Genomic DNA, 24,016 nt, shown 5'->3' with positions numbered 1-24,016 from the left:
GCGTATAGCCTAGGATTTTTTCTTTTCATAGAGGGTCCAGAGGTCGGGCCGCCGCGCCCTGGTCAGTTCCTCGGCCCGCGCCTGGCGCCACTTGGCGATTTCCTTGTGATTTCCGTTGTTTAGGACCTCGGGGATCGGCCGGTCCTCGACCGTCTGCGGCCTGGTATATTGCGGATATTCGAGCAGGCCGGCCGAGAAACTCTCCTCGGCCGGCGATTGGGCGTCGCCGAGCACGCCGGGGATCAGGCGGACCGAGGCCTCGATCAGCGCCATGGCGGCAATCTCTCCGCCCGCCAGCACGAAGTCCCCCAGGCTGATCTCCTCGATATCGCGCGCCTCGATGGCGCGCTGGTCGAGCCCCTCGAACCGGCCGCACAGCAGGATCGCGCCGGGACCTTGCGCGAGTTCGATCACGCGCTTCTGGGTGAGCGGCACGCCGCGCGGCGACAGATAGATCAGCGGCCGCTCCCCGGCCGGCACCGCGTCGATCGCGGCCAGCGCCACGTCGGCGCGCATCACCATGCCGGGACCGCCGCCGGCCGGCGTGTCGTCGACCTTGGCGTGGCGGCCGATGCCGTGGTCGCGGATGTCGCGAACCTCCAGCGACCAGAGTTCTTTCTGCAGGGCCTTTCCGAGCAGCGAGACGGCGAGCGGCCCCGGAAACATTTCCGGGAACAGCGTCAGGACCGTCGCGGACCAGATCATTCCACGCCGTGCTCGCGTTCCGCGTCGTCGTCGCGCGGCACGGCGACCACGATGCGGCCCTTGTCGATCTCGATTCCCGGCACGGTCTCCTTGGTGAAGGCGAGCAGGACGGTATCGCCGCCCGGCTGCTCGATCTCGATCACGTCGCCGGCGCCGTAATTGTGGATCGCCTTGACGAGGCCGATGACGCGGTCATGGATATCCTCGGCGCGCAGCCCGATGAGATCGGCGTGGTAGAACTCATCGCCCCCGGTCGCGGGAAGCGCCGTGCGCGGGACATAGAGTTCGGTGCCCTTCAGGTTCTCCGCCGTCGTGCGGTCGGTCACCTCGGCCAGCGCGAGCACCGCCTCGTCGGGTTTGGTGGCGCGCGCCGCCGTCACCGTGAAACGACGGCCGTCTTCGGTGTGCAGGCCGCGATAGCGCGCCAGCGCCTCGGGATGCTCGGTGAACGTCTTGACGCGCACCTCGCCCTTCAGGCCCTGCGCGCCGATGACGGCGGCCAGCAGCACGTCGCGGGACGGCCCCGCCATCGCCTTAAGCCTCGGCGGAAGCGGCTTCGGCGGCCTTGGCGTTCGCCGCGGCGCGCTCCTGCGCCTTCTTCTTGGGCTTGGCCTTCTGCGGATTGTTCTTCGCGAGCGGCTTGACGAGGCCGGCATTGGCGAGGAAGCGGTGGACGCGGTCGGACGCGGTGGCGCCCTTCTTGATCCATTCGCCGGCCTTGTCCGTGTCGAGCTTCACGCGGTCGGCGTGGTCCTTCGGCAGAAGCGGGTTGTAGAAGCCGATCTTCTCGATGAAGCGGCCGTCGCGCGGCGAACGCGAATCCGCGATGACGATTGCGTAGTGCGGGCGCTTCTTGGTGCCGCCGCGCGCCAGCCTGATCTTGAGAGCCATTCTTTTCTTCCTTCCGTTGTTCGTTCGAAACCGTTTGATCCACGCGGAGGCGCGGAGCACGCGGAGTTCTTTCCGCGCCTTCGCGTCTCCGCGCGCGAATTACCTTCGACCTCCAGGCATTCCCGGAGGCATGCCGCCGCCACCGCCGAACAGGGCGCTCAGCCCCTGCATGGCGCGGCCGCCCTTGCCCATCTTCTTCATCACGTCCGACATCTGCCGGTGCATCTTGAGGAGCTTGTTCACTTCGCTGACCTCGACGCCGGAGCCCATGGCGATACGCTTCCTCCGCGAGCCGTTGATCACGTCGGGATTGGCGCGCTCCTTCTTGGTCATCGACTGGATGATCGCTTCCTGGCGGGTGAGCACCTTGTCGTCCATGCCGGCCTGGGCGAGCTGGTCCTTGACCTTGCCGACGCCGGGCAGCATGCCGAGCACGCCCTGCATGCCGCCGAGCTTCTTCATCTGAATGAGCTGTTCGGCGAGATCGTTCATGTCGAACTCGCCTTTCTTCATCTTCCTAGCGAGCTTCTCCGACTTTTCCTTGTCGAAGGTCTCGGCCGCCTTCTCGACCAGCGAGACGACGTCGCCCATGTCGAGGATGCGGCTGGCGAGCCGCGCCGGATGGAACGCCTCCAGCGCATCCATCTTCTCGCCGGTGCCGAGGAACTTGATCGGCGCGCCGGTGACGCTGCGCATCGAGAGGGCGGCGCCGCCGCGCGCGTCGCCGTCGGCGCGCGTCAGGATGATGCCGGAAAGCTTGACGCGATCGTTGAACGTCTTGGCGATGTTGACCGCGTCCTGGCCGGTCAGCGAATCCGCGACCAGCAGCGTCTCATGCGGCTTCACCTGGTCGCGGATCGCGGCGACTTCGAGCATCAGCTGCTCGTCGATGTGCTGGCGGCCGGCGGTGTCGAGGATCAGCACGTCGTAGCCGCCGACCTTCGCCGATGCCATGGCGCGGCGCGCGATGTCGACCGGGCCCTGGCCCAGGACGATCGGCAGCGTCGGCACGCCCGTCTGCTCGCCGAGAATGCGAAGCTGCTCCATGGCGGCCGGGCGCGACACGTCGAGCGAGGCCATCAGAACGCGCTTTTTCTCGCGGGTCTGCAGCATCAGGCCGATCTTGGCGGAGGTCGTGGTCTTGCCCGAGCCCTGCAGGCCGACCATCAGGATCGGCGCGGGCGGCGAGCCGAGATCGAGCGCGGAATTCTCCTCGCCCAGCGTCTCGACCAGAACGTCATGGACGATCTTGACGACCTGCTGGCCCGGCGTGACCGAGCGGATGACGTCCTCGCCGATGGCGCGGGGGCGGACCTTGTCGATGAAATCCTTGACGACGGGGAGCGCGACATCGGCCTCGATCAGCGCGGTGCGGACCTCGCCCAGTGCCTCGTCCACGTCGCGCTCGGTGAGCGCGCCGCGGCCCCTGAGCCGGTCGAACACGCCGCCGAGGCGGGATTGCAGACTGTCGAACATGCGTTACCCGAATTCCCAAAGCATGACGGCCCCAGGGGGCGCGCCTGCGCTGCCTGGGGGCGATCCTGGGCCCGGCCCAGGACCGGAGGACCAAGGGTTCTCCGGAAGCGGCGGGTTTTAGGCCGGTCGCGGCGCGGAAGTCAATTCCGGCGCGGGAACCCGCGCTGGCCGCCGCCGCGCCGCGGTCTCCCGCACGATATCCACGAAAGCGCGCAAGCCGGCGGGCATGTAGCGGTTGGCGGGATAGAACAGCCGCAAATCGGGAAAGGCCGGCGTCCAGTCTTCCAGGACCAGCTCCAGCCGGCCGGCGGCGACATGCTCCTCCACCCAGCTCTCGTGCAGATGGATCAGGCCGATGGCCGCGAGCGCGGCATCGACCATGAGCGGATCGTTCGACAGCGTCAGGGATCCCGGAACGTCCAGCGCCAGTTCCTCGCCGCGCCGTTCGAATTCCCAGCGGAACAGCGCGCCATTCGCCATGCGACGGCGGATGCAATTGTGCCCGAACAGGTCGGCGGGCACGACCGGCCTCGGATGCGCCGCGAAATAACCCGGCGATCCGGCTACGACGAAGCGCGCATCCGGGCCGCACGGCACCGCGATCATGTCGCGCGGCACGGTTTCGGCGATGCGGATGCCGGCGTCGAAGCCTTCCGCGACGATGTCGGCAAGACGGTTCTCCGCCGCCAGCTCGACCCGCATGTCGGGATAACGGCGCAGGAATTCAGCGACGACCGGCGTCAGCACATGGCGCGCCGCGCGCTCGGATGCGTTGATGCGCAGCAGACCCGCGGGGCGGTCGCGGAATTCGTTCACCGCTTCCATCGCGCCGGCGATCTCGTGCAAGGCCGGGCGCACCCGCGCCAGAAAGCGCTCGCCGGCTTCGGACAGCGCGACGCTGCGCGTGGTGCGGTTGATGAGGCGCACGCCCAGCCGGCGCTCGAGCGCGGCGATCGCATGGCTGAGCGCGGAGGCCGACAGGCCGAGCTCGGCGGCGGCGCGCCGGAAGTTTTTATGGGTCGCGACGGCGGCCACCGCGTTGAGTTCCAGAAGACCCGGCATCTGCATTGTGCTATATCCTGCATCACTCCATGCCAGAATATGCGGATTATAAAAACAATGGAAATACCCTACTTCACCCATGCATCTGCAAGGAGGCCCTCATGGCCAAGACATTCCTGATCACCGGCGTTTCCACCGGACTGGGCCGCGCGCTCGCCGAAGCCGCGGTCGGCGCCGGCCATGTCGCGGTCGGCACCGTGCGCAAGGAGGCCGACAAGGCCGCCTTCGAAGAGCTGGGCGAAGGCGCCTATGCCCGCGTTCTCGACGTGACCGACACCGCGGCGATCGCGCCGGCGGTGGCCGAGATCGAGCGGGCCATCGGCCCCATCGACGTGCTGGTGAACAATGCCGGCTACGGCCATGAAGGGGTGCTGGAGGAATCCACGCTCGACGATTTGCGCCGCCAGTTCGAGGTCAACGTATTCGGCGCGGTGGCGATGATCCAGGCCGTGCTGCCCTATTTCCGCCGGCGGCGGGCCGGACGCATCCTGAATATCACCTCGATGGGCGGCCTCATCACCCTTCCCGGCCTCAGCTTCTATCACGGCAGCAAATTCGCGCTGGAAGGCATTTCGGAGTCTCTGGCCAAGGAAGTCGAGGGCCTCGGAATCCACGTCACCGCCGTCGAGCCCGGCCGCTTCCGCACGGATTGGGCGGGACGCTCCATGGTGCGCGCGCCGCGCAGGATCGCCGACTACGACGCGGTGTTCGAGCCGATACGCCAGGGCCGGTTGGATTATTCGGGCAAGCAGCCCGGCGACCCGCACAAGGCGGCGCAGGCGATGCTCAAGCTGGTCGAGGCGCCGAACCCGCCGGGGCACCTGCTTCTGGGCTCCGACGCGATCCGGCCGGTTACCGAGAAGCTGGCGGCGCTCAAGGCCGAATTCGACGCCTGGAAGGACGTGTCGCTGTCCACCGATTTCAGCCCCGGCGCCTGAGGCCTACAGCCCCAGCTTCTGCTTCAGGTAGACAAAGCTCAGCGCCCACATCTCCGCCGCCAGCTTGTGGTTGGCGCCGGCGGAGTGGCCGCCATCGGTGTTCTCGAAGAACAGGACATCGTCGCCGAACGCTTCCATCTTCGCGGCCATCTTGCGCGCATGGACCGGCGTCACGCGGTCGTCGCTGGTCGCGGTGGTGAAGAGGATCGGGGGATACTTCACGTCCGGCTTCACGTTCTGATAGGGCGAATATTTCTCGATATAGGCGCGCGCCTTGGGGTCCGCCGGATCGCCGTACTCGTCGGCCCAGGACTGGCCGGCGCCGATCTGGGTAAAGCGGATCATGTCGATCAGCGGCACCTGGCAGATCACCGCGCCAAACAGTTCGGGATGCTCGACCATCGAGGCCGACACCAGAAGCCCGCCATTGGAGCCGCCAACGATGCCGAGCTGTTTGGGCGTGGTGAAGCCGCGCTTGACGAGATCGCGCGCCACGGCGGCGAAATCGTCGAACGCCCTCTGGTGGTTCTCGAACCGCGCCGCCTCGTGCCAGGCCGGGCCGAACTCGCCGCCGCCGCGGATATTGGCCACGACATAGATGCCGCCATGCGCCATCCACAACATGCCGAAATTGGCGGAGTAGGATGGCGTCAGCGAGATCTCGAAGCCGCCATAACCATAAAGCACGGTCGGCACCGGCCCGCTCGATGCCTTCGGCCGGGTCACGAAATAGGGGATCATCACGCCGTCGGACGAGGCGACCTGGAACTGCTCGGTGACGAGGCCGGCGGAATCGAAGCGCGGCGGCAGCGCCTTGATCTCGGCCGGCTTGCCGTCGCCCTTGTCGAGATAGAGCGTGGAGGGCTTCAGATAGCTCTCGAAGGTGAACATCGCCTGCGGCCCGAAATCGTTGGTCGCGACGACATGGGTCGATCCGTTGGCCGGCAGGTCGAGCGTGCTGTGCTCCCAATCGCCGCTACCAAGCGGCTTGAAGACATGGATCGAGCCGGTGACGTTGTCGAAGATCGAGGCATAGACGGCGTCGCGGCCGGTGGCGACTTCCTCGACCGTGCTGCGCGGCCCCGGCACGTACAAGGTCCGCGGTGCGCCGCCGTCGATGTTCATCGCGACGAGCGCGCCTTGCGGATAGGTGTTGCCGGGCGTCTTCCATTCCTTGCGCAGCGTGAAGACGATGTACTTGCCCGTCATGCCCTGGATCACGGCGGACAGCGGCAGGTCGATCTTCGTCACCGTGCCGTCGGCCGCGACGTGGTGGTATTCGTTCTCGAAGAAGCTGACGCCGCGCACGATCATGGCGTAGACGCCGCCTGTGCCGTTCAGCGTCTGCGTGCTGACCGCGATATCCTCGGGCTTGCCTTCCAGCAGCGTCTTCGCCGCATCGATCGGCGCGCCGCGATGCCACAGCTTCACGATGCGCGGATAGCCGGACTTGGTCAGCGTGCCGGGACCGAAATCGGTGCTGAACAGCACCGTGTCGTCATCCAGCCAACTCGCGTCGGATTTGGCATGCGCCAGCGCGAAGCGGTCCTTCACGAAGGTCTTCGTCGCAAGATCGAATTCGCGGATGACGTGCGCGTCGCCGCCGTCGCGCGACAGGAAGACCAGGCAGCGCTTCAGGTCGTTGGTGCAGTTACCACCCTTCCAGATCCAGTTCTCGTGCTCGTCGGCGGCGAGCTTGTCGACATCGATGATGGTTTCCCAGTGCGGGCTCGGGCTCGCATAGTCGGCGAGCGTGGTGCGGCGCCATACGCCTTTGGGATTGGCGGCGTCCTGCCAGAAGTTGAAGACAGTGTCGCGGACGATCGTGCCGTAGGGAATGCGGTCGGTGGCGTCGAGCACCTTGAGCACCGCGTCATGGTCCTGCTGGTAGCGCGGATCGGCCTGGAGCACCGCGCGGGTCCGCGCGTTCTGCTCCGCCACCCAGGCGAGCGGCTCGGCGCCATGGACGTCCTCAAGCCAGAGATAGGGGTCTTCCACGCTCACCGCTCCCTTGGCCGCCACCGCCAGCAATAAACCCGCCGCCGCAAGCCATGTTCCACGTCTCATAAGATCGCTCCCCCTCGTGCCGAGCCTGTATGGAAAGCGCCGCGCCACAGGTCAATCCGCCACTGGCCCCGGGCGGCGCCCACGCCTATATACCGCCCCATGACGCCGTTCCTGAAAATGCACGGGCTGGGCAACGATTTCGTCGTCTTCGACGCGCGAAAGCAAGGGCTTGCGCTGGACGAGGCTGCCGCCCGCGCGGTGGCCGACCGCCGCCGCGGCATCGGCTGCGATCAGGTGATTGTGATCCGTCCCGGCACCGGGGGCGCCGACGCGGCGATGGAGATCCGCAATCCCGATGGCAGCGAGGCCGAACAATGCGGCAATGCCACACGCTGCGTCGCGCGGCTGCTGATGGAGGAAACCGGCAGGACGGAGTTGCGTATCGATACGCGCGGCGGGCCGCTCTTCTGTACGGATGCCGGCGGCGGGAACGTGACCGTGGATTTCGGCGCGGCGAAATTCGACTGGGCTGACATCCCCCTAGCCAGGCCGATGGACACGGCAGCGCTGGTCCTCGTCCTGCACGATGCCGGGCATCATGGGACGGAAGTGCCGGGCACCGCGCTTTCGATGGGCAACCCGCACTTTGTTTCGTTCGTTGAGAACGCCGAGGTCGTTCCGGTCGTCGAACTCGGTTCGGCCATCGAACGGCATCCGTTATTTCCGAAGAAGACCAATGTCGAGTTTGTGAGCGTGATGGCACCGAACCGGCTGCGCATGCGGGTATGGGAACGGGGCGCCGGCGTCACGCTGGCCTGCGGCAGCGGCGCCTGCGCGGCGGCAGCGGCAGCCTACCGTCGCGGACTGGCCGGACGCGAGATGGATATCCAACTGGACGGCGGTGTCCTGCATTTTCGGATACGCGAAGGCGACGAGCACATCCTGATGACCGGCCCCTCCACGCGCGTATTCAAGGGCGAGATCGATCTGAAGGCGCTGGCCGCGTGAGCAACGAGATCATCACCTTCGGTTGCCGCCTGAATGCCTATGAGTCCGAGGCGATCCGCGCCCGCGCGGCCGAGGCCGGGCTCGACGGCGCGGTGATCCTGAACACCTGCGCGGTGACGGCGGAGGCCGTGCGCCAGTCGCGTCAGACGATCCGCCGGGTCCGCCGCGAGCGGCCGGATGCGCGTATCATCGTCACCGGCTGCGCGGCGCAGAGCGAGCCCGATACTTATTCCTCGATGGTCGAAGTCGATCTCGTGCTCGGCAATGCCGAAAAGCTCCAGGCGCGCGTCTATCGCGAGGCCGACGCCGAGCGCGTGCGCGTCAACGACATCTTCTCGGTGCGCGAGACCGCCGGGCAGATGATCGACTGCTTCGAGGGCCACACCCGCGCCTTCCTGCAGGTGCAAAATGGCTGCGACCACCGCTGCACCTTCTGCATCATTCCATTCGGGCGCGGGAATTCGCGCAGCGTACCGATGGGCGCCTTGATCGCCGAGGCGCGGCGGCTGACCGAGGCGGGCTATCCCGAACTGGTGTTGACGGGCGTGGACCTCACCGCCTATGGCGCCGACCTGCCGGGCGCGCCGACGCTGGGCGGGCTCGTGCGCAAGATCCTGAAGCTGGTTCCCGACGTAAAACGGCTGCGGCTTTCCTCCATCGACAGCATCGAGGCGGACGACGAACTGATGCGCGCCATCGCGGAGGAGGAACGGCTGATGCCTCATTTTCATCTCTCGGTGCAGTCGGGCGACGACCTGATCCTCAAGCGCATGAAGCGCCGCCATGGCCGGACCGACACGATCGCGTTCTGCCAGACCGTGCGCCGGCTGAGGCCCGACGCCGCGTTCGGCGCCGACCTCATCGCCGGCTTTCCGACCGAGACGGACGCGATGTTCCAGCGCACGATGGACCTTGTGGACGAGGCCGGCCTGTCGAACCTCCATGTCTTCCGCTTCAGCGCGCGGGCCGGCACGCCGGCCGCGCGCATGCCGCAGCTCGACCGGCAGACAATCAAGGATCGCGCTGCCGCCTTGCGCGCCAAAGGCGAAGAAGTCGCCGCCGCGCGCCATCGCACACTGGTCGGCACGACGCAGACCCTTCTTGTCGAGCGCGGCGGGATCGGCCGCACGCCCTGTTTCGCGCCGGTCCGGATCGACGGCTGTTCCCATGGCAGCTTCGTCTCCGCGCACATCGCCGGTCTCGTCGACGGAAAACTGTCGGGAGCGCTCGCGGCATGAGAGATTTCGGCGAAGCGCCTCCGCCGCCCACCTTCTTCGAGCGGCTGAAAGCCGGCCTGTCGCGCTCCACCGCGGGGCTGTCGGACAGCATCGCGGGCATCGTGACCAAGCGGAAGCTCGATGCGGTCAGCATCGGCGAACTGGAAGAGGCGCTGATCAAGGCCGATCTCGGCCCGGCGCTGGCGGCGCGGCTGGCGCAGGCGGTCAGCGACAAGGGCTTCGGCCTCGACGTCAGCGACTACGATATCCGCGAGACGCTGCGCGCGGAATTGCTGAAGGTCCTGCAACCCATCGAGAAGCCGCTGGTTGTGGACGGCGCCATCAAGCCCTTCGTCATCCTGGTCGCGGGCGTGAACGGGACGGGCAAGACCACCACTATCGGCAAGCTGGCCAAGCGCTTCGCCGCCAATGGCGCGAAAGTCGTGCTCGCGGCGGGCGATACGTTCCGCGCCGCGGCGATCGAACAGTTGAACATCTGGGGACAGCGGACCGGTGCCGAGGTTGTGGCCAAGGGCGCCGGCGCGGATGCCGCGGGGCTCGCCTATGAAGCGCTGGAGCGGGCACGCGCGAGCGGCGCCGACGTTCTTCTGATCGACACTGCCGGCCGGCTGCAGAACAAGGCCGGGCTGATGGCCGAACTGGAGAAGATCGTGCGCGTGATCAAAAAGCTCGACCCGACGGCGCCGCACGCCACGCTCCTGGTGCTGGACGCCACGACGGGCCAGAACGCGATCAGCCAGGTCGAGGGCTTCAAGAACACGGTACCGCTGACCGGACTGGTGATGACCCGGCTGGACGGCACGGCCAAGGGCGGCATCCTGGCCGCGCTGGCGCAGAAATATGCCTTGCCCGTCCACTACATAGGCGTCGGCGAGGGCGTGGACGATCTGCAACCGTTCAACGCCGCGAATTTCGCCAAGGCACTCACGGGGGCACGATGAACGCGCAATTGCGGCGGATGCTGCTGGACCTGGGTCCGCTCGTCGCCTTCTTCCTCGCCTTCCAGTTCTTCGGCATCTATGCCGCGACCGGCACCTTCATGGTGCTGGTGCTGGTGTCGCTGGCCACCGGCTATTGGCTGGAAAAGAAACTGTCGGCGATCACGCTGTTCAGCGCGGTCATCGTGCTGGTGTTCGGCGGGCTGACGCTCTGGCTGAAGAACGACACCTTCCTGAAGATCAAGCCGACGATCATCTATGCGACGTTCTGCGCCGTGCTGCTCGGCGGTCTCGCCTTCAACCGGCTTTTCATAAAATACGCGCTGTCGTTCGAATTCGAGATGCCGGAGAGCGCGTGGCGCACGCTGACCTGGCGCTGGGGTGTGTTCTTCGCCGGCTTGGCTTTTTTGAACGAGATCGTGTGGCGAAATTTCTCGACGGGACAGTGGGTGACGTTCAAAGTGTGGATCACCATGCCCCTGGTGTTCGTCTTCGGCCTGCTCCAGGCGCCGATCCTGATGAAGCACATGCCGCAGGACAAGGAAGGCGGCTGACGCCGTCCGGGATTTTCGTTTTCTTCCGGGCGGGTTCGATTAGGACGCGAAGATGGCTGCGCCCTTGCACTCGCGTCCATGTTGCAATGCGCGGTGCGCGCCCGGGAATGCAATCTCCGTCCACGGAATATCGTCCCACGAAAACAGCCGGATAGCGGGGCTTTCGGCGCCTGCGCCATATCGTTTCGTGTCCAGCCCGGCGCGATGCGTCGGTTGCAACCGGCTCGGCCTTGTGACGGAATAGATGTCGAGCAGACTTCCGGAACGACCCCGCACGAAGCTTCCACGCGCGCCGTCTTGTGGAATCTCGCGTCCCTCAAGATCGCCGGTGGGTGCACCGCCGCGCGCGGTTCGTTTGCGCGGCGGCACAAGAGAATGCGCTCGCCGAACCTAACGACCGAAGCCGAAACGATTTTCGGATTTGTGTAATAGATATGGCCGCGATCGCCGCCGACATGACGTTCCGTTGTGTCTCCATCCGGTACATGCCGAACCAAGCGCGGACCTGGCGACGGGGCGACGCGCGTCACATCCGTCCTGCGTGGCGAAATCTGATGCACACGGTCACAAAACAAAATACCAGTCCGAATCTTTGCGTTGCAAACGCGCCATCAAACGCGTTAGAGACAGTTGTGACGGGGCTTGGGGACGTCTAGTCTTTTTATCGAGCATGCGACCCGATATCGGGTGCCTGATGATCGCGACATGGCGAACAACGCTGGCGGATCGTCCTGCAGGGGTGTTGAATGACGAAAGGTCAGCGCAAGGCGAATGGCGGCTTCGCACTATCGGAGTCGCCGTCTCATCTTCTGAAGCGCTGCGCGCAATTCTTCGGCGATCTCTACGCGCACGAGTCCGGCTCGGCCGAACTGACCAAGCAGCAGTTCACGCTGCTCGCCGCGCTCGAACACAATGAGGGCGTGAGCCAGACCGCGCTCGTCGAGATCACCGGCATCGACCGCTCGACGCTCGCCGAGATGGTGCGCCGCATGCTCGACAAGGGACTGCTCTCGCGCGAACGCACCGAGGAAGACCAGCGCGCGAACTCCGTCGGCATCAGCCCGGTCGGGCGCAAGGCGCTGCGCGCGGCGCGCACCGCGTCCGAGCGCGCCGAGAAGGCGCTGCTCGATCCGCTGCCGCCGACCGAGCGGCAGAAATTCGTCAAGCTGCTGGCGTTGGTCGCCTCGGCGGGCGACGCCTATGCCGAAAACGGCCATGCCGCGCCCAAGGGCCGCGGCCGCCGCCGCCGGACGTAAATCCTTACCGCTAAACGCGAATATCGAGGTTGGCGCCGAGCCTGCCCGACATGTTGTAGCCCGCCGCCGGACCTTGGGCGGGCCCGGCCGGCGAGGCCTTGGGCGGCGCGGTCTGCTTGAATTCCATGGGCGCGAAGTCCGTCGCTTCGGCGCCGTTCTCCTGCGCCAGCGCCGAGGCGAATTTTGCCTGCGCGTCAGGCGCCGCGCGCTGGGCGCCGCGCGCGAGCTGCTGGGAGGCGATGAGGAGATTGGCGGCGCTGAGCTGCATCGGCCAACTCTGGCAAATCATGGTTGCCGAAGTCTTAAGTCAGTACGTCGCGGCGCTGGCGATGGCCGGCAGGATGTCCATCACCATGCCGTCCGGCGTCAGCGGACCGAAGCGGCCGCGCACGATGCCGTGTCGGTCGAGCACGAAGGTCTCCGGCACGCCGGAGATGCCCCATTCGATGCCGGCGCGGCCATCGGCGTCGAGGCCGATCCGCTCGAACGGATTGCCGTACTCGTCGAGGAAGGCGCGCGCCGCTTCCGGCTTGTCCTTGTAGGCGATGCCGATCAGGCGCACGCCGCGGGCGCGCGCGAGTTCGGCGAGTTCGCCCGCCTCTTCCCGGCAGGGAATGCACCAGGACGCGAAAAGATTGACCAGCGTGACCCGGCCCGCCAGGTCGGACGGGCCGAAGCCCTGGGCCTTGGCGTCGAGCGGCGGAAGCGTCAGCGCGGGCGCCGGCTTGCCGAGCAGGGCCGACGGCATCGCGGCCGGCGGCGGGGTTCGCAGGCTCGCATAGAGGAACCAGCCGAGCCCCAGGAACGCCAGCACCGGCAGGATGTAGAACAGGCGCTTCACGGCTTCTCCAACAGCGCGAGCCGCGCCTTGGCGCGGGCATAGGCGCGCAGCGTGACGACGATCGCGCCTCCCAGCAGCAGCACCGACACGCCATAGGCGGGCCAGACATAGGCGGCGTATCCGCCCATCGCGAGGACATCGCTCATGCCGTGCCCTCGAGCAGCAGGGAGCGGACGCGGCGCTCCAGGATCTCCGTCCGTATGCGGATCGTCCACAGCGTGACGAAGAGAAGCGTGTAGCCGAGCCCCATCAGGGCCAGCGGCCAGAGGAAGACGCCGGCGATCTTCGGCCCCCCGGCGCGGAAGATGCTTTCGCCCTGGTGCAGCGTCGTCCACCAGTCGACGGAGAATTCGATGATCGGAAGGTTCACGGCACCGACCAGCGCCAGGATCGCGGCGGCGCGCGCGGCGCGGACCTCGTCCTCGAACGCGTTCCACAGCGCGATATGGCCGAGATAGAGGAACAGCAGCAGCAGGAAGGAGGTCAGCCGCGCATCCCACACCCACCAGGCGCCCCACATCGGCTTGCCCCAGAGCGAGCCGGTGATCAGGCCGAGCAGCGTGAACACGGCGCCGAGCGGCGCGGCCGCCTTCGCGGCGACGTCGGACAGCGGGTGACGCCACACCAGTCCGAACAGCGAGGCGAGCGCCAGAAGTCCATAGCCCATCATCGCCGTCCACGCCGCCGGCACGTGCAGGAACATGATCTTGACCGTGTCGCCTTGCTGATAGTCGGGCGGGGCGAGGAATCCGAGCACGACGCCGGCGCCCAGCGCCAGAACGGTCGCGCCCGCGAGCCAGGGGAGCAGCCACGCGCTCATATCCATGAAGCGCTTGGGATTGGCGTAGGTGAAAAGGCTTGCCATGGGTGCGATCTAGGCCGTTGCGAATGGGGCCGCAAGCATGGGCATCATCCTGCGAGGTTGAGCCGCACGGACGCCGCGGCCGCGAAGGGCGACAGCAGCGTGGCGGCGACCGAGAAGGCAGCGAGCAACAGCAACGCGCCGTTGGAAAGGTGATCCAGGGTCGCTTGAACCGCGCCGGCGCCGAAAATGACGGTGGGCGCCAGCAGTGGCAGAACCAGCAGGGGCAGGATCAGCCCGCCGCGGCGGACGGACAACGTCAGTCCGGCGCCGATCGCGCCCAGCGCGCTGACCGATGGCGTGCCGATCAGGAGCGAGACGGTCAGCATCGCGATCGCCGGCGCCGGCAGGCCGAACATCAATCCGAGCAGCGGCGACAGCAGCGTCAGCGGCAATCCCGTCGTCAGCCAATGCGCCGCGATCTTCGCGGCGGCGACGGCTTCGAGCGACAGCGGCGACAGCGCGATGAGATCGAGGCTCCCGTCCTCGAAATCGGCCTGGAACAGGCGGTCGAGCGACAGCAAGGCCGCGAGCACCGCCGCGACCCAGAGCACGCCGGCCGCGACACGCGCCAGCAGTTTCAAATCCGCGCCGACGCCAAGCGGCACCAGCGTCGCCACCGCCGCGAAGAATCCCAGCGCCAGCGCTGCGCTCCCGCCGGCTCGGGTCGCAAGACGCATGTCGCGCAGGAGGAGGGCCGCAAACGGGCTCATCCCGCCGCTCCCAAGGTCAGCCGCTCGCAGGCCAAGCCCAGCGGCTCATGCGTCGCGGCCACGGCGATGCCGCCGGCGAGGCAGTGTGCCCGCACCAATCCGGCGGCGCGCCCCTTGCCGTCGGCGTCGAGCGCCGCGAGCGGCTCGTCGAGCAGCCAGACGGGGCGGCGCGAAAGCTTCAGCCGCGCGAGGGCGAGACGCTTTTTCTGTCCGGCGGAGAGATATTGGCAGGGCAAATCGGCGAGCGATCCCAGACCGACCTCGCCCAGACCGGCGGCGATGTCGGCGTCGATCCGATAGAGCCGCGCGAAGAAACCGAGCACCTCGCGCGGGGTGAGCTGCGGCTTGGCGGCGTCGTGATGGCCGAGCCAGCCGATCTGGCGGCCGCGCTCTTCCGCGTCGTCGACCGCGCCGATCGCGATGGTGCCGGCGGCCGGCGCGATGAAGCCGGCGATCATGCGCAGCAGCGAGGTCTTGCCCGCGCCGTTGGCGCCTTCGAGGCTGAGCACCTGGCCGGGCTCGACGCGAAAGCTCAAAGCGCGGAACAGCACGCGCTGCCCGCGGATGCAGGTGAGCTTGTCGACCGTCAGAGCCCTCGCCATGACGCGTTATGGCCCGAACGGCTTTCAGCCCGCAATGTATTGCGCGCCGTTGACGGTCATGGTGGCGCCGGTGATGAAGGCGGCGTCGTCGGAGGCGAGGAAGCAGGTCATCTTGGCGATCTCGTCGGCCTTGCCGAGGCGGCCGACGGGAATCGTCGCGATGATGCCGGCCAGCACCTTTTCCGGCACCGCCTGGACCATCTCGGTGTCGATATAGCCGGGGCAGATCACGTTGACGGTGACGCCCTTCCTGGCGGTCTCCTGCGCCAGCGCCTTGGTGAAGCCGATGATGCCGGCCTTGGCGGCAGAATAGTTGGTCTGGCCCATCTGGCCCTTCTGGCCGTTGATCGAGGAGATGTTGATGATGCGGCCGAAGCCGCGCTCGCGCATGCCCTCGATCAGCGGGCGCGTCATATAGAACATCGAGCCCAGATCGACGCGGATGACGTCGTCCCACTGCTCCGTCGTCATCTTGTGCAGCATCGCGTCCTTGGTGACGCCGGCATTGTTGACCAGGATGTCGATGGGCCCGAGCGCACCTTCGACGTCCTTGAGGCCGGCGGCGCAGGCCGCCGCGTTGCCGACGTCCCATTTGAACACCGGAATGCCGGTCTCGGCCTTGAACTTCGCCGCCGCTTCGTCGTTGCCGGCGTAATTCGCGGCAACGCTGTAGCCGCAATGCTTCAGGCCGACCGAAATCGCCGCGCCGATGCCGCGCGTGCCTCCCGTCACCAATGCCACCCGTGCCATGCCGTTATTCCCATGCCCTGTTGGATTTTGTCATTGTCTAGCACATAGCCCGGACGTTCGGGGTCGCGCAATAAACTGCCGCCGCGACAGATACGCTTGTTACTTTCGAACCCAGCGGAAACTAAAGAAAGCAGCGGATCGCTCCGTCGCTTTCCGCAAACCAGATATTGCTACCGCTCGACGCACATGGCGATGCCCATGCCGCCGCCGATGCAGAGCGTGGCGAGGCCCTTATGCGCGTCGCGGCGCTGCATCTCGTGCAGCAGGGTGACGAGCACCCGCGCGCCCGAGGCGCCGATCGGATGGCCGATGGCGATAGCGCCGCCGTTCACGTTCACCTTGGTGGTGTCCCAGCCCATGTCCTTGTTCACCGCGCAGGCCTGCGCGGCGAACGCCTCGTTCGCCTCGATCAGGTCGAGGTCGGAGGCCTTCCAGCCTGCTTTCTCCAGCGCCTTGCGCGAGGCCGGGATCGGACCCGAGCCCATCACCTTGGGATCCACGCCGGCCTGGGCCCAGGATTTGATCGTCGCCAGCGGCCTCAGGCCGCGCTTCTTGGCCTCGCTCGCGCTCATCAGCACCAGCGCCGCGGCGCCGTCATTGATGCCCGACGCGTTGGCCGCCGTGACCGTGCCGTCCTTCTGGAAGGCAGGCCTCAGGGCCGCCATCGCTTCCAGCGTGGCGCCGTCGCGGATGTATTCGTCAGTGTCGATGATCTTCTCGCCCTTGCGCTCCTTGACGGTCACCGGCGCGATCTCGTCCTTGAAGCGGCCGGCTTTCTTGGCGGCCTCGGCCTTGTTCTGCGAGCCGACGGCGAACTGGTCCTGCTGTTCGCGCGTGATCTGCCATTCGCGCGCCACGTTCTCCGCCGTGACGCCCATATGGTAGCCGTTGAAGGCATCCCACAGCCCGTCCTTGATCATGGTGTCGATGAATTCGAGATTGCCCATCTTCTGGCCGGCGCGCAGATAGGCGCCGTGGACCGACTGGCTCATCGATTCCTGGCCGCCGGCGACGACGATCGCCGAGTCGCCCTGGGCGATCGCCTGGGCGCCGAGCGCGACCGCGCGCAGGCCCGAGCCGCACACCATGTTCACTTCCCAGGCCGGCGTTTCGACGGGCACGCCGGCATGGATCGAGGCCTGGCGCGCCGGGTTCTGGCCCTGCGCCGCGGTCAGCACCTGGCCGAGGATGACCTCGGAGACGTCCGCCGGCTTGACCCCGGCGCGCTCCAGCGCCGCCTTGATCGCGACCTTGCCGAGCTCATGGGCGGGAACGCTCGCGAATGAGCCGTTGAACGCGCCGACGGGCGTACGCGCGCCCGATACGATGACCACTTCTTCCACCAGAACCTCCCGAAAATCCGCCTTGATGCGGATTCCAAGCAAAATGCCGCGAATGCGAGCAGCGGTAAACTGCGCCAAATCGGCCTATGCTTTCAGATAGTTAGTGTCGGACCCCTGTGCAACCCCATGTTGCGCCTGCGCAAGCGGCCCTTTACACGAGGATTTCCGTGTAGTTGTTTTAATCCCGATCGAGCGTCCGGCAGAGACGCGAAACGCCCACAAATCAAAAGAGATGAGCCCGTGTCGGAAGAAAACCCCAAGGCTCAAGAGCCTGTCGTCATCAAGAAATACGCGAACCGCCGGCTCTACAACACGCAGACGTCGAGCTACGTCACGCTCGATCATCTGGCGTCGATGGTGAAGGAGGGCACCGAGTTCGAGGTGCGCGACGCGCGCACCGGCGAGGACATCACCCGCTCGGTTCTCACCCAGATCATCTTCGAGGAAGAGGCCAAGGGCCAAAGCCTGCTGCCGATCAAATTCCTGCGCCAGCTCATCCGCTTCTACGGCGACTCCTTGCAGAGCTTCGTACCGGGCTATCTCGACATGAGCATGGAGGGCTTCGCCAAGAACCAGGAAGCGATGCGCAACCGCCTCGCCGAGGCGTTCGGCGGCTCGGGCCAGGTGATCGAGAACCTCACGCGCCAGAACATGGCGATGTTCGAGCGCGCCATGTCGATGTTCTCGCCCTTCGCCGCGACGCGCCGCGCCGCGACGGAAGAGGAGACCAAGGCCAACGGCTCGGCCGAGCCGAAGCCCAAGCCCTCGGAAGAGATCAGCGAGCTCAAGAGCGAGATCGAAGCGATGCGCAAGCAGCTCGCGGAGCTCAGCCAGCGGAAATGACTTCGCGCCAGCGAAGTCATCCCGGACGCCGAAGGCGATCCGGGATCCAGTCGGGTCAGCGCTTCAGCCACTCCGGCTCGATCAGCGGCTCGCCGAAGAAGAAGCCCTGGAAGTAGTCGACGCCCATCGCTTCGAGCAGCTTGGCGTCCTCTTCGGACTCCACCCACTCCGCCACGACCTTCAGGTTGAAGTTCTTGGCGAGGCTGACCAGCGTGCGCACGAACACCTGGTTCTCCGGCGAGGACGACAGGCCCTTGATATAGGCGCCGTCGATCTTGACCATGTCGATGTGCAGCATCTGCAAATTGCGGAACGAGGTGTAGCCCGCGCCGAAATCGTCGATCGCGATGGTGCAGCCGAGGTCGCGCAATTGCGAAATGAATTGCGCGTTCTCCTCGAAGTGATGCAGCGCCGCGGTCTCGGTGAGCTCGATGTTGAGGCGCGGCGCAACCTCGGCATTGGCGCGGACATAGTCGACGAAGCTGTTGAGCCAGGCGGGATTGCCCGCCGCGGTGCCGGACACGTTGACGCCGAGCTGGGCGTCGGGATTGGCGCGCAAGGTCGCGACGGCGATCTCCAGCGCGCGGCGGTCGATCAGGCCCACGATGCCGAGCTGTTCGGCGGCGGGCACGAACTGGCCGGCGGTCGCGATCGAGCCGTCGCCGCGGCGCATGCGCAGCAGGCACTCGTATTTGAAGACGGTGCGTTCCTTGGCGTGGATGATCGGCTGATAGGCGAGCAGCAGGCGCCCGTCGTTCAGCGCGGCCACGACCTCGTCGGCGATCGCCATCAGGCGCAGCCGCGCGCCCTCGCGCAGCGGGGATTTCTCGTAGGAGTGGAAGCCGTCGCGTCCGGCGCTGCGCGCGCGGTCGAGCGATTCCTCGGCGCGCAGCATGGCTTCCTGGCTCGACGCCGCGCCGCCCGGCAGCCACACCGCGCCGACCGAGGTGGTCGCGGAGACCTGCCCGCAGCGCGTGTCGATCACATGGTTGCGCACCGCGGCGCGCAGCCGCTCCGCCACGACCGCGATCTCGCGCTGGCTGCAGTTCCTGAGGATGACGCCGAACTTGTTGCCGGCGGTGCGGCCGATGATGTCGCTGGAGCGCAGCGTGCGCGCCAGCCTTTCGCCCACCGCGACGATCACCTCGTCGCCGGCGTCGAAGCCATAGCCGTCATTGATCATCGCCAGCCGGTCGATCGAGGCGACGATGAAGGCGCAATGCCGGTCCTCGGCGCGTGCCTTGTCGATCGCCTGGGTCAGCTCGGCGCGCAGCGAATTGCGGTTGAGGTGCCCGGTGAGTTCGTCGCGCGTCGCCAGATAGGTCAGGCGCTGGATCTCGCGCTGCTTCTCGGTCGTCACGCGCAACAGGCCGGTCAGCCTTTCGCTGCGCCCGTCAGGGCGCGCGCTGCGCAGGCCGACCATGGTCAGCCAGATCGAACCCATCGCCGTGGAGGCTTCGAGCGACAGCTCGAACTGCGTATCCTGCGGCGTGCGCGTGTCGATCAGGGCGGCGAGACGGCCCCGCGATTCCGGACTCAGCCAGCTCGTGAAGGCGGCGCCGCGCGCCAGCCGCTGTGGATCGGTGTGATAGGGGATGATCTCCAACGCGCCGTCCCAGACGATGCGATCGTCCGCGATGGTCCAATCGAACCCCGCGACGCTGGAGCCCAAAAGGGCCAAGCGCAGCCTTTCGATCTGTTCGGCCGCCGTTAGCGCCTTCAAACCGTCGGCTGGCTTCTTCTGAAGCGGCTGACTCACATCCACCATCCCTGGCCGTTTTGCGGCCTTATGGACGCCGATCATGCCGCCAGGGGCTTAAAAAACTGGTAATTGCGCGAGCAATGATGGGAACGGTCGGGCGCGGCGCGGGGTTTGCCTTAAGGACCGGTTATGAGCCCTTTGTCGACCCCGAACGTGACGATCAGCGCGCCCGTCCTGCGCGCGCGGTTGGCATCGCGCGGCGTTGCGGAAGCCAATCATTCCAGCGCCTTGGGCAGCGGAGATGCGAGCGAAGAGCGGCGCGGCCCCACCGCCGAGCGTCGCCGCGATCCGGACAAACTGTCCCAACTCGGCACGCATGCCCGCGAGCCGCTTTGGAACGGCCCACGCCTGAACCCCGCTTTCGTCGCCCAGGTCCTGGGCCAGGTCATGATGGACGCGCAGGAGCGCGCCTCAATCCGGACGACGGCGGCCTATCGCGACGCCGCGCAGATCGCGCCCGGTGCGTTCTTCGACCACGGCACCTGATCGCGACAGCGCCAGCGCCAGTCCCAGAAGTCCGGCGGCACAGAACAGCGTCAGGGCCGCTCCCGCCCCTTCCAGGGCGAAGGCCGACGCGGCGCCGAGAAAGCACATCGACGCCGCCACACCCTGAAAGGCACCGAGCCGATCCGCGCTCCGGACGCCCAGCACGCCGATGGCGACGGCGCAAAGCGCGGCGGGCGCAAGCGAAAGCGCGGCCATCCCCGTGACCGCCGCAGCCAGCGCCGCGAGACTGACCGCCGCCAGCAGGGCCGCTGCGAGGGCCGGCTCCAGCGGCCGCGTCCGTGCCGCGGCGGCGCCGAGCACCAGCACGCTCGAACCGATCGGCAGGACGAGCAGCGCGATCGCCGGTGCCGCGGCCTCGACCGCCAGCGACGCGACGCCAAGCGCGGCGAACAGGATGGCCGCGAAGCGGATGTGGACGCGCGCGGGCGGCCTTGCGCCGGACGCGACCAGCCACGCCGCCAGGCTGGAGGCGAGCAACAGCAGGGACGCGGCGCGCGCGATCACGGCGCCTTCGCGCCCAGCGCCAGGATCAGCGACTTGATCTCCGCGAGCGCGCCTTCGACACGCGCCACGCGCTCGCTCAACTCGCGCAACGCGACGGCGTCGGCGGCCGCCTCTTTCGGCACCGGCGTCGATATCCCGGCGCGGTCCGCGATCTCCGCCGCCGGCACGGCGAGGAGCGCGGACAGCACGCGTACATCGTTCGCCGACATCTCGCGCTGGTCCTTCCACAACTCCGCGACCTGCGCCTCGGTCAGCCCGAGCGCCGCGGCGACGGTCGCGCGGGTAAGGCCCGCGGAAGCGAGCCGCGCGTCGAACCAGACCGAATCGAAGAACAGCGCCATAGCGGGCGGATTCTAGAGCTTATCGCTCGGCGTAGTAATCCGGCCGGCTGAGCAGGGCCGCACCCAGGACATGGCCATAGCCGCCCTGCTGCACGATGACGGCCACGCCATCATGCGGGGCGTTGCCGGCCTTGGGCAGCGTGAGGGACAACGCCTTGCCCCGATAAACGCCCACGGCGCGCGGATCGCCCGCCACGTTGCGGTAGGTGACGGTGCGGCCCGCATTCTCGCCGCTCGGGATGTTCACGCTCACCGTGGAGCGCAGATGGAACATCCAGACCGTCGCGTTCTGCGCGCCCGGCACGGCGCCGATGTCGATGCGCATGTCCTGCGGCGTCTCGCGCAGCGACACCGGCACGATGGGGTCGCCTGCCGGAACGGGCGGCGCCGGAGACATCACCGCGACCGGCATGGCGGCCGGCACGCCACGCGCAACCTCCGCGGGGCGTTCGGCATCGATTTCGACGCGGACACGCGCCATCTCGCCCTGTGCGGCCATCGCCTGGGATTGCACCAGTTCGGCGCGGCGTTCCGCGATAGCGGCCTCCACCGCGCCGGCGCGGCTTCCCACCACGTCGGTCACGCCGTCGACGATGATCTGCGGCGTGTAGACGCCGCCATGGCCCATCGCGGCGGCATAGGCCTTCTGCCGGCGCGTATTGGCTTCGCTCGCCAGCGTGTCTTTCCAGCCCAGCATGTCCCAATAGGTGATCGGCAGGCTGATCGCGATCACGCCGGGCCGCTGCGCCAGCCGTCCGAGCAGGACATCCGCCGGCGGACAGGAACTGCAGCCCTGGCTGGTGTAGAGCTCGACCACCACCGGCCGCTGGGCCGGATCGGCCCGAACAGCATGCAGCCCCGCGATAAGAAAAACCGCGAACGCAGGCGCAAGAAAACGAGCCATCCGTACCATCGCGCGACCATAGGATCACAGCGCCGCCGCCTCCAGTCACTTCCACTTGAATGCCGGAACCTGCTTCGTCCGTGCGTTGACGGATATAACAGTGCTGTTACAAATTTCGAATGAGCCTTTCCTCGCAACCGACACTCGGCACCTTGTTGCGACATGTTCTCGAACTGCTCGACGGCGCGGTCGAGGAGCGCTACGTCCGCGCCGGCCTCGACTATCGCCCGCGCTATACGCCGGTGATGCGCGCCCTGCTCGAAACGCGTTCCGCGTCGATCCGGACGATCGCGAAACGAGCCGGTCTCACCCATTCCGCGGCCAGCCAGACCGTCGCCCAGATGACAAAAGCGGGCCTGTTGAAAACGCAGGCCGGCGAAGATGGGCGCGAGCGCATCGTATCGCTGAGCGGGCGCGCCCTGGCGATGGTGCCGGCCCTCAGCCGGTTTTGGGCGACCACGAATGCGGCGGCCGACGAACTCGATGCCGAATTGCCCTTCGCATTGTCCCGGTTGTTGCGGGAGACGATCGGCGCGCTGGAAAAGAGGCCGTTCGGCGAACGCATGGAAACGCTGACCCGAACGGACGACCCGGCAAGGATCCCCTCATGACGCTCTCACGCAATGTCCTTGGAGGCGCCGTCGCCTTGCTGGCAGTCCTCGCCTTGACCTTCGGCGGGCGCGCCGTGGCGGCCTCGGCCACGCTGTCCGCCGCCGACCGGCTTGCCGCGGTGCGCGCTATCGAGGACAAGATCGGGAAGACCTATGTTTTCGCGGAGCGGCGGGCGCCGATCGTCGCGCGGCTGGAGCAGGCGCTTGCGGCCCATCGCTATGACGTCGCCGATCCGGATGTGTTCGCGCAGCGGATCACCGAGGATCTGCAGGCCGTCAGCCATGACGGACACCTCTATTTCGACAGCGATCCCGGCGAATATGCCGCGAGCCTGGCGCCGCCGAAAAGCGACAAGGGCCTTGGCGCCTATTACCGCGCCGTGAGCCTGCGCGAGCATAGCGGCCTCACCCGGCTGGACATACTCCCTGGCAACATCCGGTATCTGAAACTGACAGCCTTCCACTGGACGCCGCGTGTCACGGCCGCGGCCTATGACGATGCGGCGCGATTCCTCAAGGACGGCGACGCGGTCATTTTCGACCTGCGCGAAAACGGCGGCGGCGATAGCGATGCGGCAGACTATTTCTCCAAGGCCTTCGTCAGGCCCGGTCACAAGCAGTATTATGTCCTGGTCGACGGCCATGTCGCCTCCGCCGCGGAAGCCGTCGCCTATGGCCTGCAGCAGGAACACGCCGCGACGATCGTCGGCAGCACGACCTACGGCGCCGCCAACAACAACCGGAAATTCCCCATCGCGCCGTGCTTCATCCTGAGCGTTTCCTATCATCGCCCGGTCAACCCGATCAGCGGAACCAATTGGGAGGGCGTCGGCGTCAAGCCCGACATCGCGGTGCCGGCCTCGCAAGCGCTGGACGCCGCGATGCTCGCGGCGCTCGACAAACTCGGCGCCGCGCCGAATCTGAAGCCCGAGACGCGCGCGGAATATCGCTGGGCGCGGATCGGCGTCGAGGCGCGTCTTCATCCGGTGACGATCGCCCGCGCGCCGCTTCAGGCGCTGGCCGGGACCTATGGGACCATCACGCTGCGCCTCACCGACGACGGTCTGCGGCTCGATCGCGCCGACCGGCCGCGCTGGCAGCAGGACCTTCTCCTGACGCCGATGACCGCGGACGGCGTCTTCGGCGTCGAAAGCTTCGACGACCTCCGCGTCCGGCTGACCGGATCGACGTTGGAGTTGTTGCACGGCAGCGAGGCGGAGCGGGAGGTCTTCCCGCGCGATGCTGCGAGCGGCGCGGCCGCTTCGCCGTGAACCCGCGCCGACCCGGCGTCGCTTGACCGCGCCGCAAGCCACAATTTAGGTTCGCCCTTCGGTTTTGGCGTGTCGAACGGTGGCGGGAT

At 67.1% G+C, this 24,016-nt stretch carries 28 protein-coding genes; 10 read left to right on the top strand and 18 right to left on the bottom strand.

Features of this window, described 5'->3' with window-relative positions; all coding sequences use genetic code 11:
• Nucleotides 1-9: 9 nt before the first annotated feature.
• The 5 genes from trmD to WDM86_13750 form a co-directional block, all read right to left on the bottom strand.
• Nucleotides 10-705 carry a tRNA (guanosine(37)-N1)-methyltransferase TrmD gene (trmD, locus tag WDM86_13770; GenBank protein MEI9991100.1) on the bottom strand — a complete coding sequence of 232 codons (696 nt, stop codon included), beginning with the start codon at nt 703-705 and terminating at the stop codon, nt 10-12.
• Nucleotides 702-1,235 carry a ribosome maturation factor RimM gene (rimM, locus tag WDM86_13765; protein MEI9991099.1) on the bottom strand — a complete coding sequence of 178 codons (534 nt, stop codon included), beginning with the start codon at nt 1,233-1,235 and terminating at the stop codon, nt 702-704. Before rimM ends, trmD begins: the two co-directional genes overlap by 4 nt.
• Nucleotides 1,236-1,239: 4 nt before the next feature.
• The gene (gene rpsP, locus WDM86_13760) at nt 1,240-1,596 is read right to left on the bottom strand and encodes a 30S ribosomal protein S16 (protein ID MEI9991098.1); all 357 of its coding nucleotides are present in this window, start codon (nt 1,594-1,596) and stop codon (nt 1,240-1,242) included.
• Nucleotides 1,597-1,695: 99 nt separating this feature from the next.
• On the bottom strand, nt 1,696-3,072 hold the full coding sequence (gene ffh / locus WDM86_13755) for a signal recognition particle protein (GenBank protein MEI9991097.1): 1,377 nt from the start codon (nt 3,070-3,072) through the stop codon (nt 1,696-1,698).
• A gap of 117 nt (nt 3,073-3,189) precedes the next feature.
• Complete coding sequence (locus WDM86_13750; GenBank protein MEI9991096.1) at nt 3,190-4,140, bottom strand: LysR substrate-binding domain-containing protein; 951 nt, start codon at nt 4,138-4,140, stop codon at nt 3,190-3,192.
• Nucleotides 4,141-4,235: 95 nt separating this feature from the next.
• Here WDM86_13750 and WDM86_13745 point away from each other — a divergent pair, with 95 nt between their 5' ends.
• Nucleotides 4,236-5,072 (top strand): oxidoreductase, encoded by an 837-nt coding sequence (locus tag WDM86_13745; protein ID MEI9991095.1) that lies wholly within the window; start codon nt 4,236-4,238, stop codon nt 5,070-5,072.
• Nucleotides 5,073-5,075: 3 nt separating this feature from the next.
• On the opposite strand, the gene WDM86_13740 is transcribed toward WDM86_13745, so the two are convergent.
• The gene (locus WDM86_13740; protein MEI9991094.1) at nt 5,076-7,139 is read right to left on the bottom strand and encodes a prolyl oligopeptidase family serine peptidase; all 2,064 of its coding nucleotides are present in this window, start codon (nt 7,137-7,139) and stop codon (nt 5,076-5,078) included.
• A 99-nt stretch (nt 7,140-7,238) separates the two neighbouring features.
• Between WDM86_13740 and dapF the strand changes: the two genes are divergently transcribed.
• The 5 genes from dapF (at nt 7,239) to WDM86_13715 (ending at nt 12,073) form a co-directional block, all read left to right on the top strand.
• A complete protein-coding gene (dapF, locus tag WDM86_13735; protein MEI9991093.1) occupies nt 7,239-8,087 on the top strand; it encodes a diaminopimelate epimerase in 849 nt (282 codons plus the stop codon).
• Entirely contained in the window at nt 8,084-9,325 is a 1,242-nt protein-coding gene (mtaB, locus tag WDM86_13730; protein ID MEI9991092.1) for a tRNA (N(6)-L-threonylcarbamoyladenosine(37)-C(2))-methylthiotransferase MtaB, read from the top strand. Before dapF ends, mtaB begins: the two co-directional genes overlap by 4 nt.
• Complete coding sequence (gene ftsY, locus WDM86_13725) at nt 9,322-10,266, top strand: signal recognition particle-docking protein FtsY (protein MEI9991091.1); 945 nt, start codon at nt 9,322-9,324, stop codon at nt 10,264-10,266. Before mtaB ends, ftsY begins: the two co-directional genes overlap by 4 nt.
• Nucleotides 10,263-10,817, top strand: a complete 555-nt coding sequence (locus WDM86_13720) for a septation protein A (GenBank protein MEI9991090.1) — start codon at nt 10,263-10,265, stop codon at nt 10,815-10,817. The genes ftsY and WDM86_13720 overlap by 4 nt, the downstream gene beginning before the upstream one ends.
• A gap of 746 nt (nt 10,818-11,563) precedes the next feature.
• Nucleotides 11,564-12,073, top strand: a complete 510-nt coding sequence (locus WDM86_13715) for a MarR family winged helix-turn-helix transcriptional regulator (GenBank protein ID MEI9991089.1) — start codon at nt 11,564-11,566, stop codon at nt 12,071-12,073.
• Between the two features lie 10 nt (nt 12,074-12,083).
• Here WDM86_13715 and WDM86_13710 read toward each other — a convergent pair whose 3' ends face one another.
• From WDM86_13710 to WDM86_13675, 8 genes are all read right to left on the bottom strand, one after another.
• Nucleotides 12,084-12,341: a hypothetical protein gene (locus WDM86_13710; GenBank protein ID MEI9991088.1), complete on the bottom strand. Its 258-nt coding sequence runs from the start codon at nt 12,339-12,341 to the stop codon at nt 12,084-12,086.
• Nucleotides 12,342-12,380: 39 nt separating this feature from the next.
• Entirely contained in the window at nt 12,381-12,914 is a 534-nt protein-coding gene (locus WDM86_13705; protein ID MEI9991087.1) for a DsbE family thiol:disulfide interchange protein, read from the bottom strand.
• The gene (gene ccmD, locus WDM86_13700) at nt 12,911-13,060 is read right to left on the bottom strand and encodes a heme exporter protein CcmD (protein MEI9991086.1); all 150 of its coding nucleotides are present in this window, start codon (nt 13,058-13,060) and stop codon (nt 12,911-12,913) included. Before ccmD ends, WDM86_13705 begins: the two co-directional genes overlap by 4 nt.
• Nucleotides 13,057-13,779 carry a heme ABC transporter permease CcmC gene (gene ccmC, locus WDM86_13695; GenBank protein ID MEI9991085.1) on the bottom strand — a complete coding sequence of 241 codons (723 nt, stop codon included), beginning with the start codon at nt 13,777-13,779 and terminating at the stop codon, nt 13,057-13,059. Before ccmC ends, ccmD begins: the two co-directional genes overlap by 4 nt.
• Nucleotides 13,780-13,823: 44 nt before the next feature.
• The gene (ccmB, locus tag WDM86_13690) at nt 13,824-14,489 is read right to left on the bottom strand and encodes a heme exporter protein CcmB (protein ID MEI9991084.1); all 666 of its coding nucleotides are present in this window, start codon (nt 14,487-14,489) and stop codon (nt 13,824-13,826) included.
• Nucleotides 14,486-15,091 (bottom strand): heme ABC exporter ATP-binding protein CcmA, encoded by a 606-nt coding sequence (gene ccmA, locus WDM86_13685; protein ID MEI9991083.1) that lies wholly within the window; start codon nt 15,089-15,091, stop codon nt 14,486-14,488. Before ccmA ends, ccmB begins: the two co-directional genes overlap by 4 nt.
• A gap of 24 nt (nt 15,092-15,115) precedes the next feature.
• A complete protein-coding gene (gene phbB / locus WDM86_13680; protein ID MEI9991082.1) occupies nt 15,116-15,841 on the bottom strand; it encodes an acetoacetyl-CoA reductase in 726 nt (241 codons plus the stop codon).
• 170 nt (nt 15,842-16,011) lie between these two features.
• Entirely contained in the window at nt 16,012-17,184 is a 1,173-nt protein-coding gene (locus WDM86_13675) for an acetyl-CoA C-acetyltransferase (protein ID MEI9991081.1), read from the bottom strand.
• Nucleotides 17,185-17,424: 240 nt separating this feature from the next.
• Between WDM86_13675 and phaR the strand changes: the two genes are divergently transcribed.
• Nucleotides 17,425-18,027: a polyhydroxyalkanoate synthesis repressor PhaR gene (gene phaR, locus WDM86_13670; protein MEI9991080.1), complete on the top strand. Its 603-nt coding sequence runs from the start codon at nt 17,425-17,427 to the stop codon at nt 18,025-18,027.
• A 55-nt stretch (nt 18,028-18,082) separates the two neighbouring features.
• On the opposite strand, the gene WDM86_13665 is transcribed toward phaR, so the two are convergent.
• Complete coding sequence (locus WDM86_13665) at nt 18,083-19,786, bottom strand: bifunctional diguanylate cyclase/phosphodiesterase (GenBank protein MEI9991079.1); 1,704 nt, start codon at nt 19,784-19,786, stop codon at nt 18,083-18,085.
• A 132-nt stretch (nt 19,787-19,918) separates the two neighbouring features.
• Here WDM86_13665 and WDM86_13660 point away from each other — a divergent pair, with 132 nt between their 5' ends.
• Entirely contained in the window at nt 19,919-20,275 is a 357-nt protein-coding gene (locus WDM86_13660) for a hypothetical protein (GenBank protein ID MEI9991078.1), read from the top strand.
• Here the strand turns inward: WDM86_13660 and WDM86_13655 are convergent.
• Genes WDM86_13655 through WDM86_13645 form a run of 3 tightly spaced genes read right to left on the bottom strand, consistent with a single transcriptional unit; the run spans nt 20,201 to nt 22,045 of the window.
• Nucleotides 20,201-20,800, bottom strand: coding sequence for a hypothetical protein (locus WDM86_13655; GenBank protein ID MEI9991077.1), 600 nt, complete (start codon nt 20,798-20,800; stop codon nt 20,201-20,203). The genes WDM86_13660 and WDM86_13655 overlap by 75 nt on opposite strands.
• On the bottom strand, nt 20,797-21,141 hold the full coding sequence (locus WDM86_13650; GenBank protein MEI9991076.1) for a hypothetical protein: 345 nt from the start codon (nt 21,139-21,141) through the stop codon (nt 20,797-20,799). Before WDM86_13650 ends, WDM86_13655 begins: the two co-directional genes overlap by 4 nt.
• Nucleotides 21,142-21,160: 19 nt before the next feature.
• Nucleotides 21,161-22,045: a DUF1223 domain-containing protein gene (locus tag WDM86_13645; GenBank protein ID MEI9991075.1), complete on the bottom strand. Its 885-nt coding sequence runs from the start codon at nt 22,043-22,045 to the stop codon at nt 21,161-21,163.
• A 119-nt stretch (nt 22,046-22,164) separates the two neighbouring features.
• Here WDM86_13645 and WDM86_13640 point away from each other — a divergent pair, with 119 nt between their 5' ends.
• Together WDM86_13640 and WDM86_13635 are read left to right on the top strand one after the other, a co-directional pair.
• Complete coding sequence (locus WDM86_13640) at nt 22,165-22,656, top strand: MarR family transcriptional regulator (protein MEI9991074.1); 492 nt, start codon at nt 22,165-22,167, stop codon at nt 22,654-22,656.
• Nucleotides 22,653-23,927, top strand: coding sequence for a S41 family peptidase (locus WDM86_13635; protein MEI9991073.1), 1,275 nt, complete (start codon nt 22,653-22,655; stop codon nt 23,925-23,927). Before WDM86_13640 ends, WDM86_13635 begins: the two co-directional genes overlap by 4 nt.
• Nucleotides 23,928-24,016: the final 89 nt, after the last annotated feature.

This window comes from Rhizomicrobium sp., from assembly GCA_037200045.1.
In the GTDB taxonomy this organism is placed as follows: Bacteria; Pseudomonadota; Alphaproteobacteria; order Micropepsales; family Micropepsaceae; genus Rhizomicrobium.
This window is presented reverse-complemented; position numbering and strand designations above follow the sequence as displayed.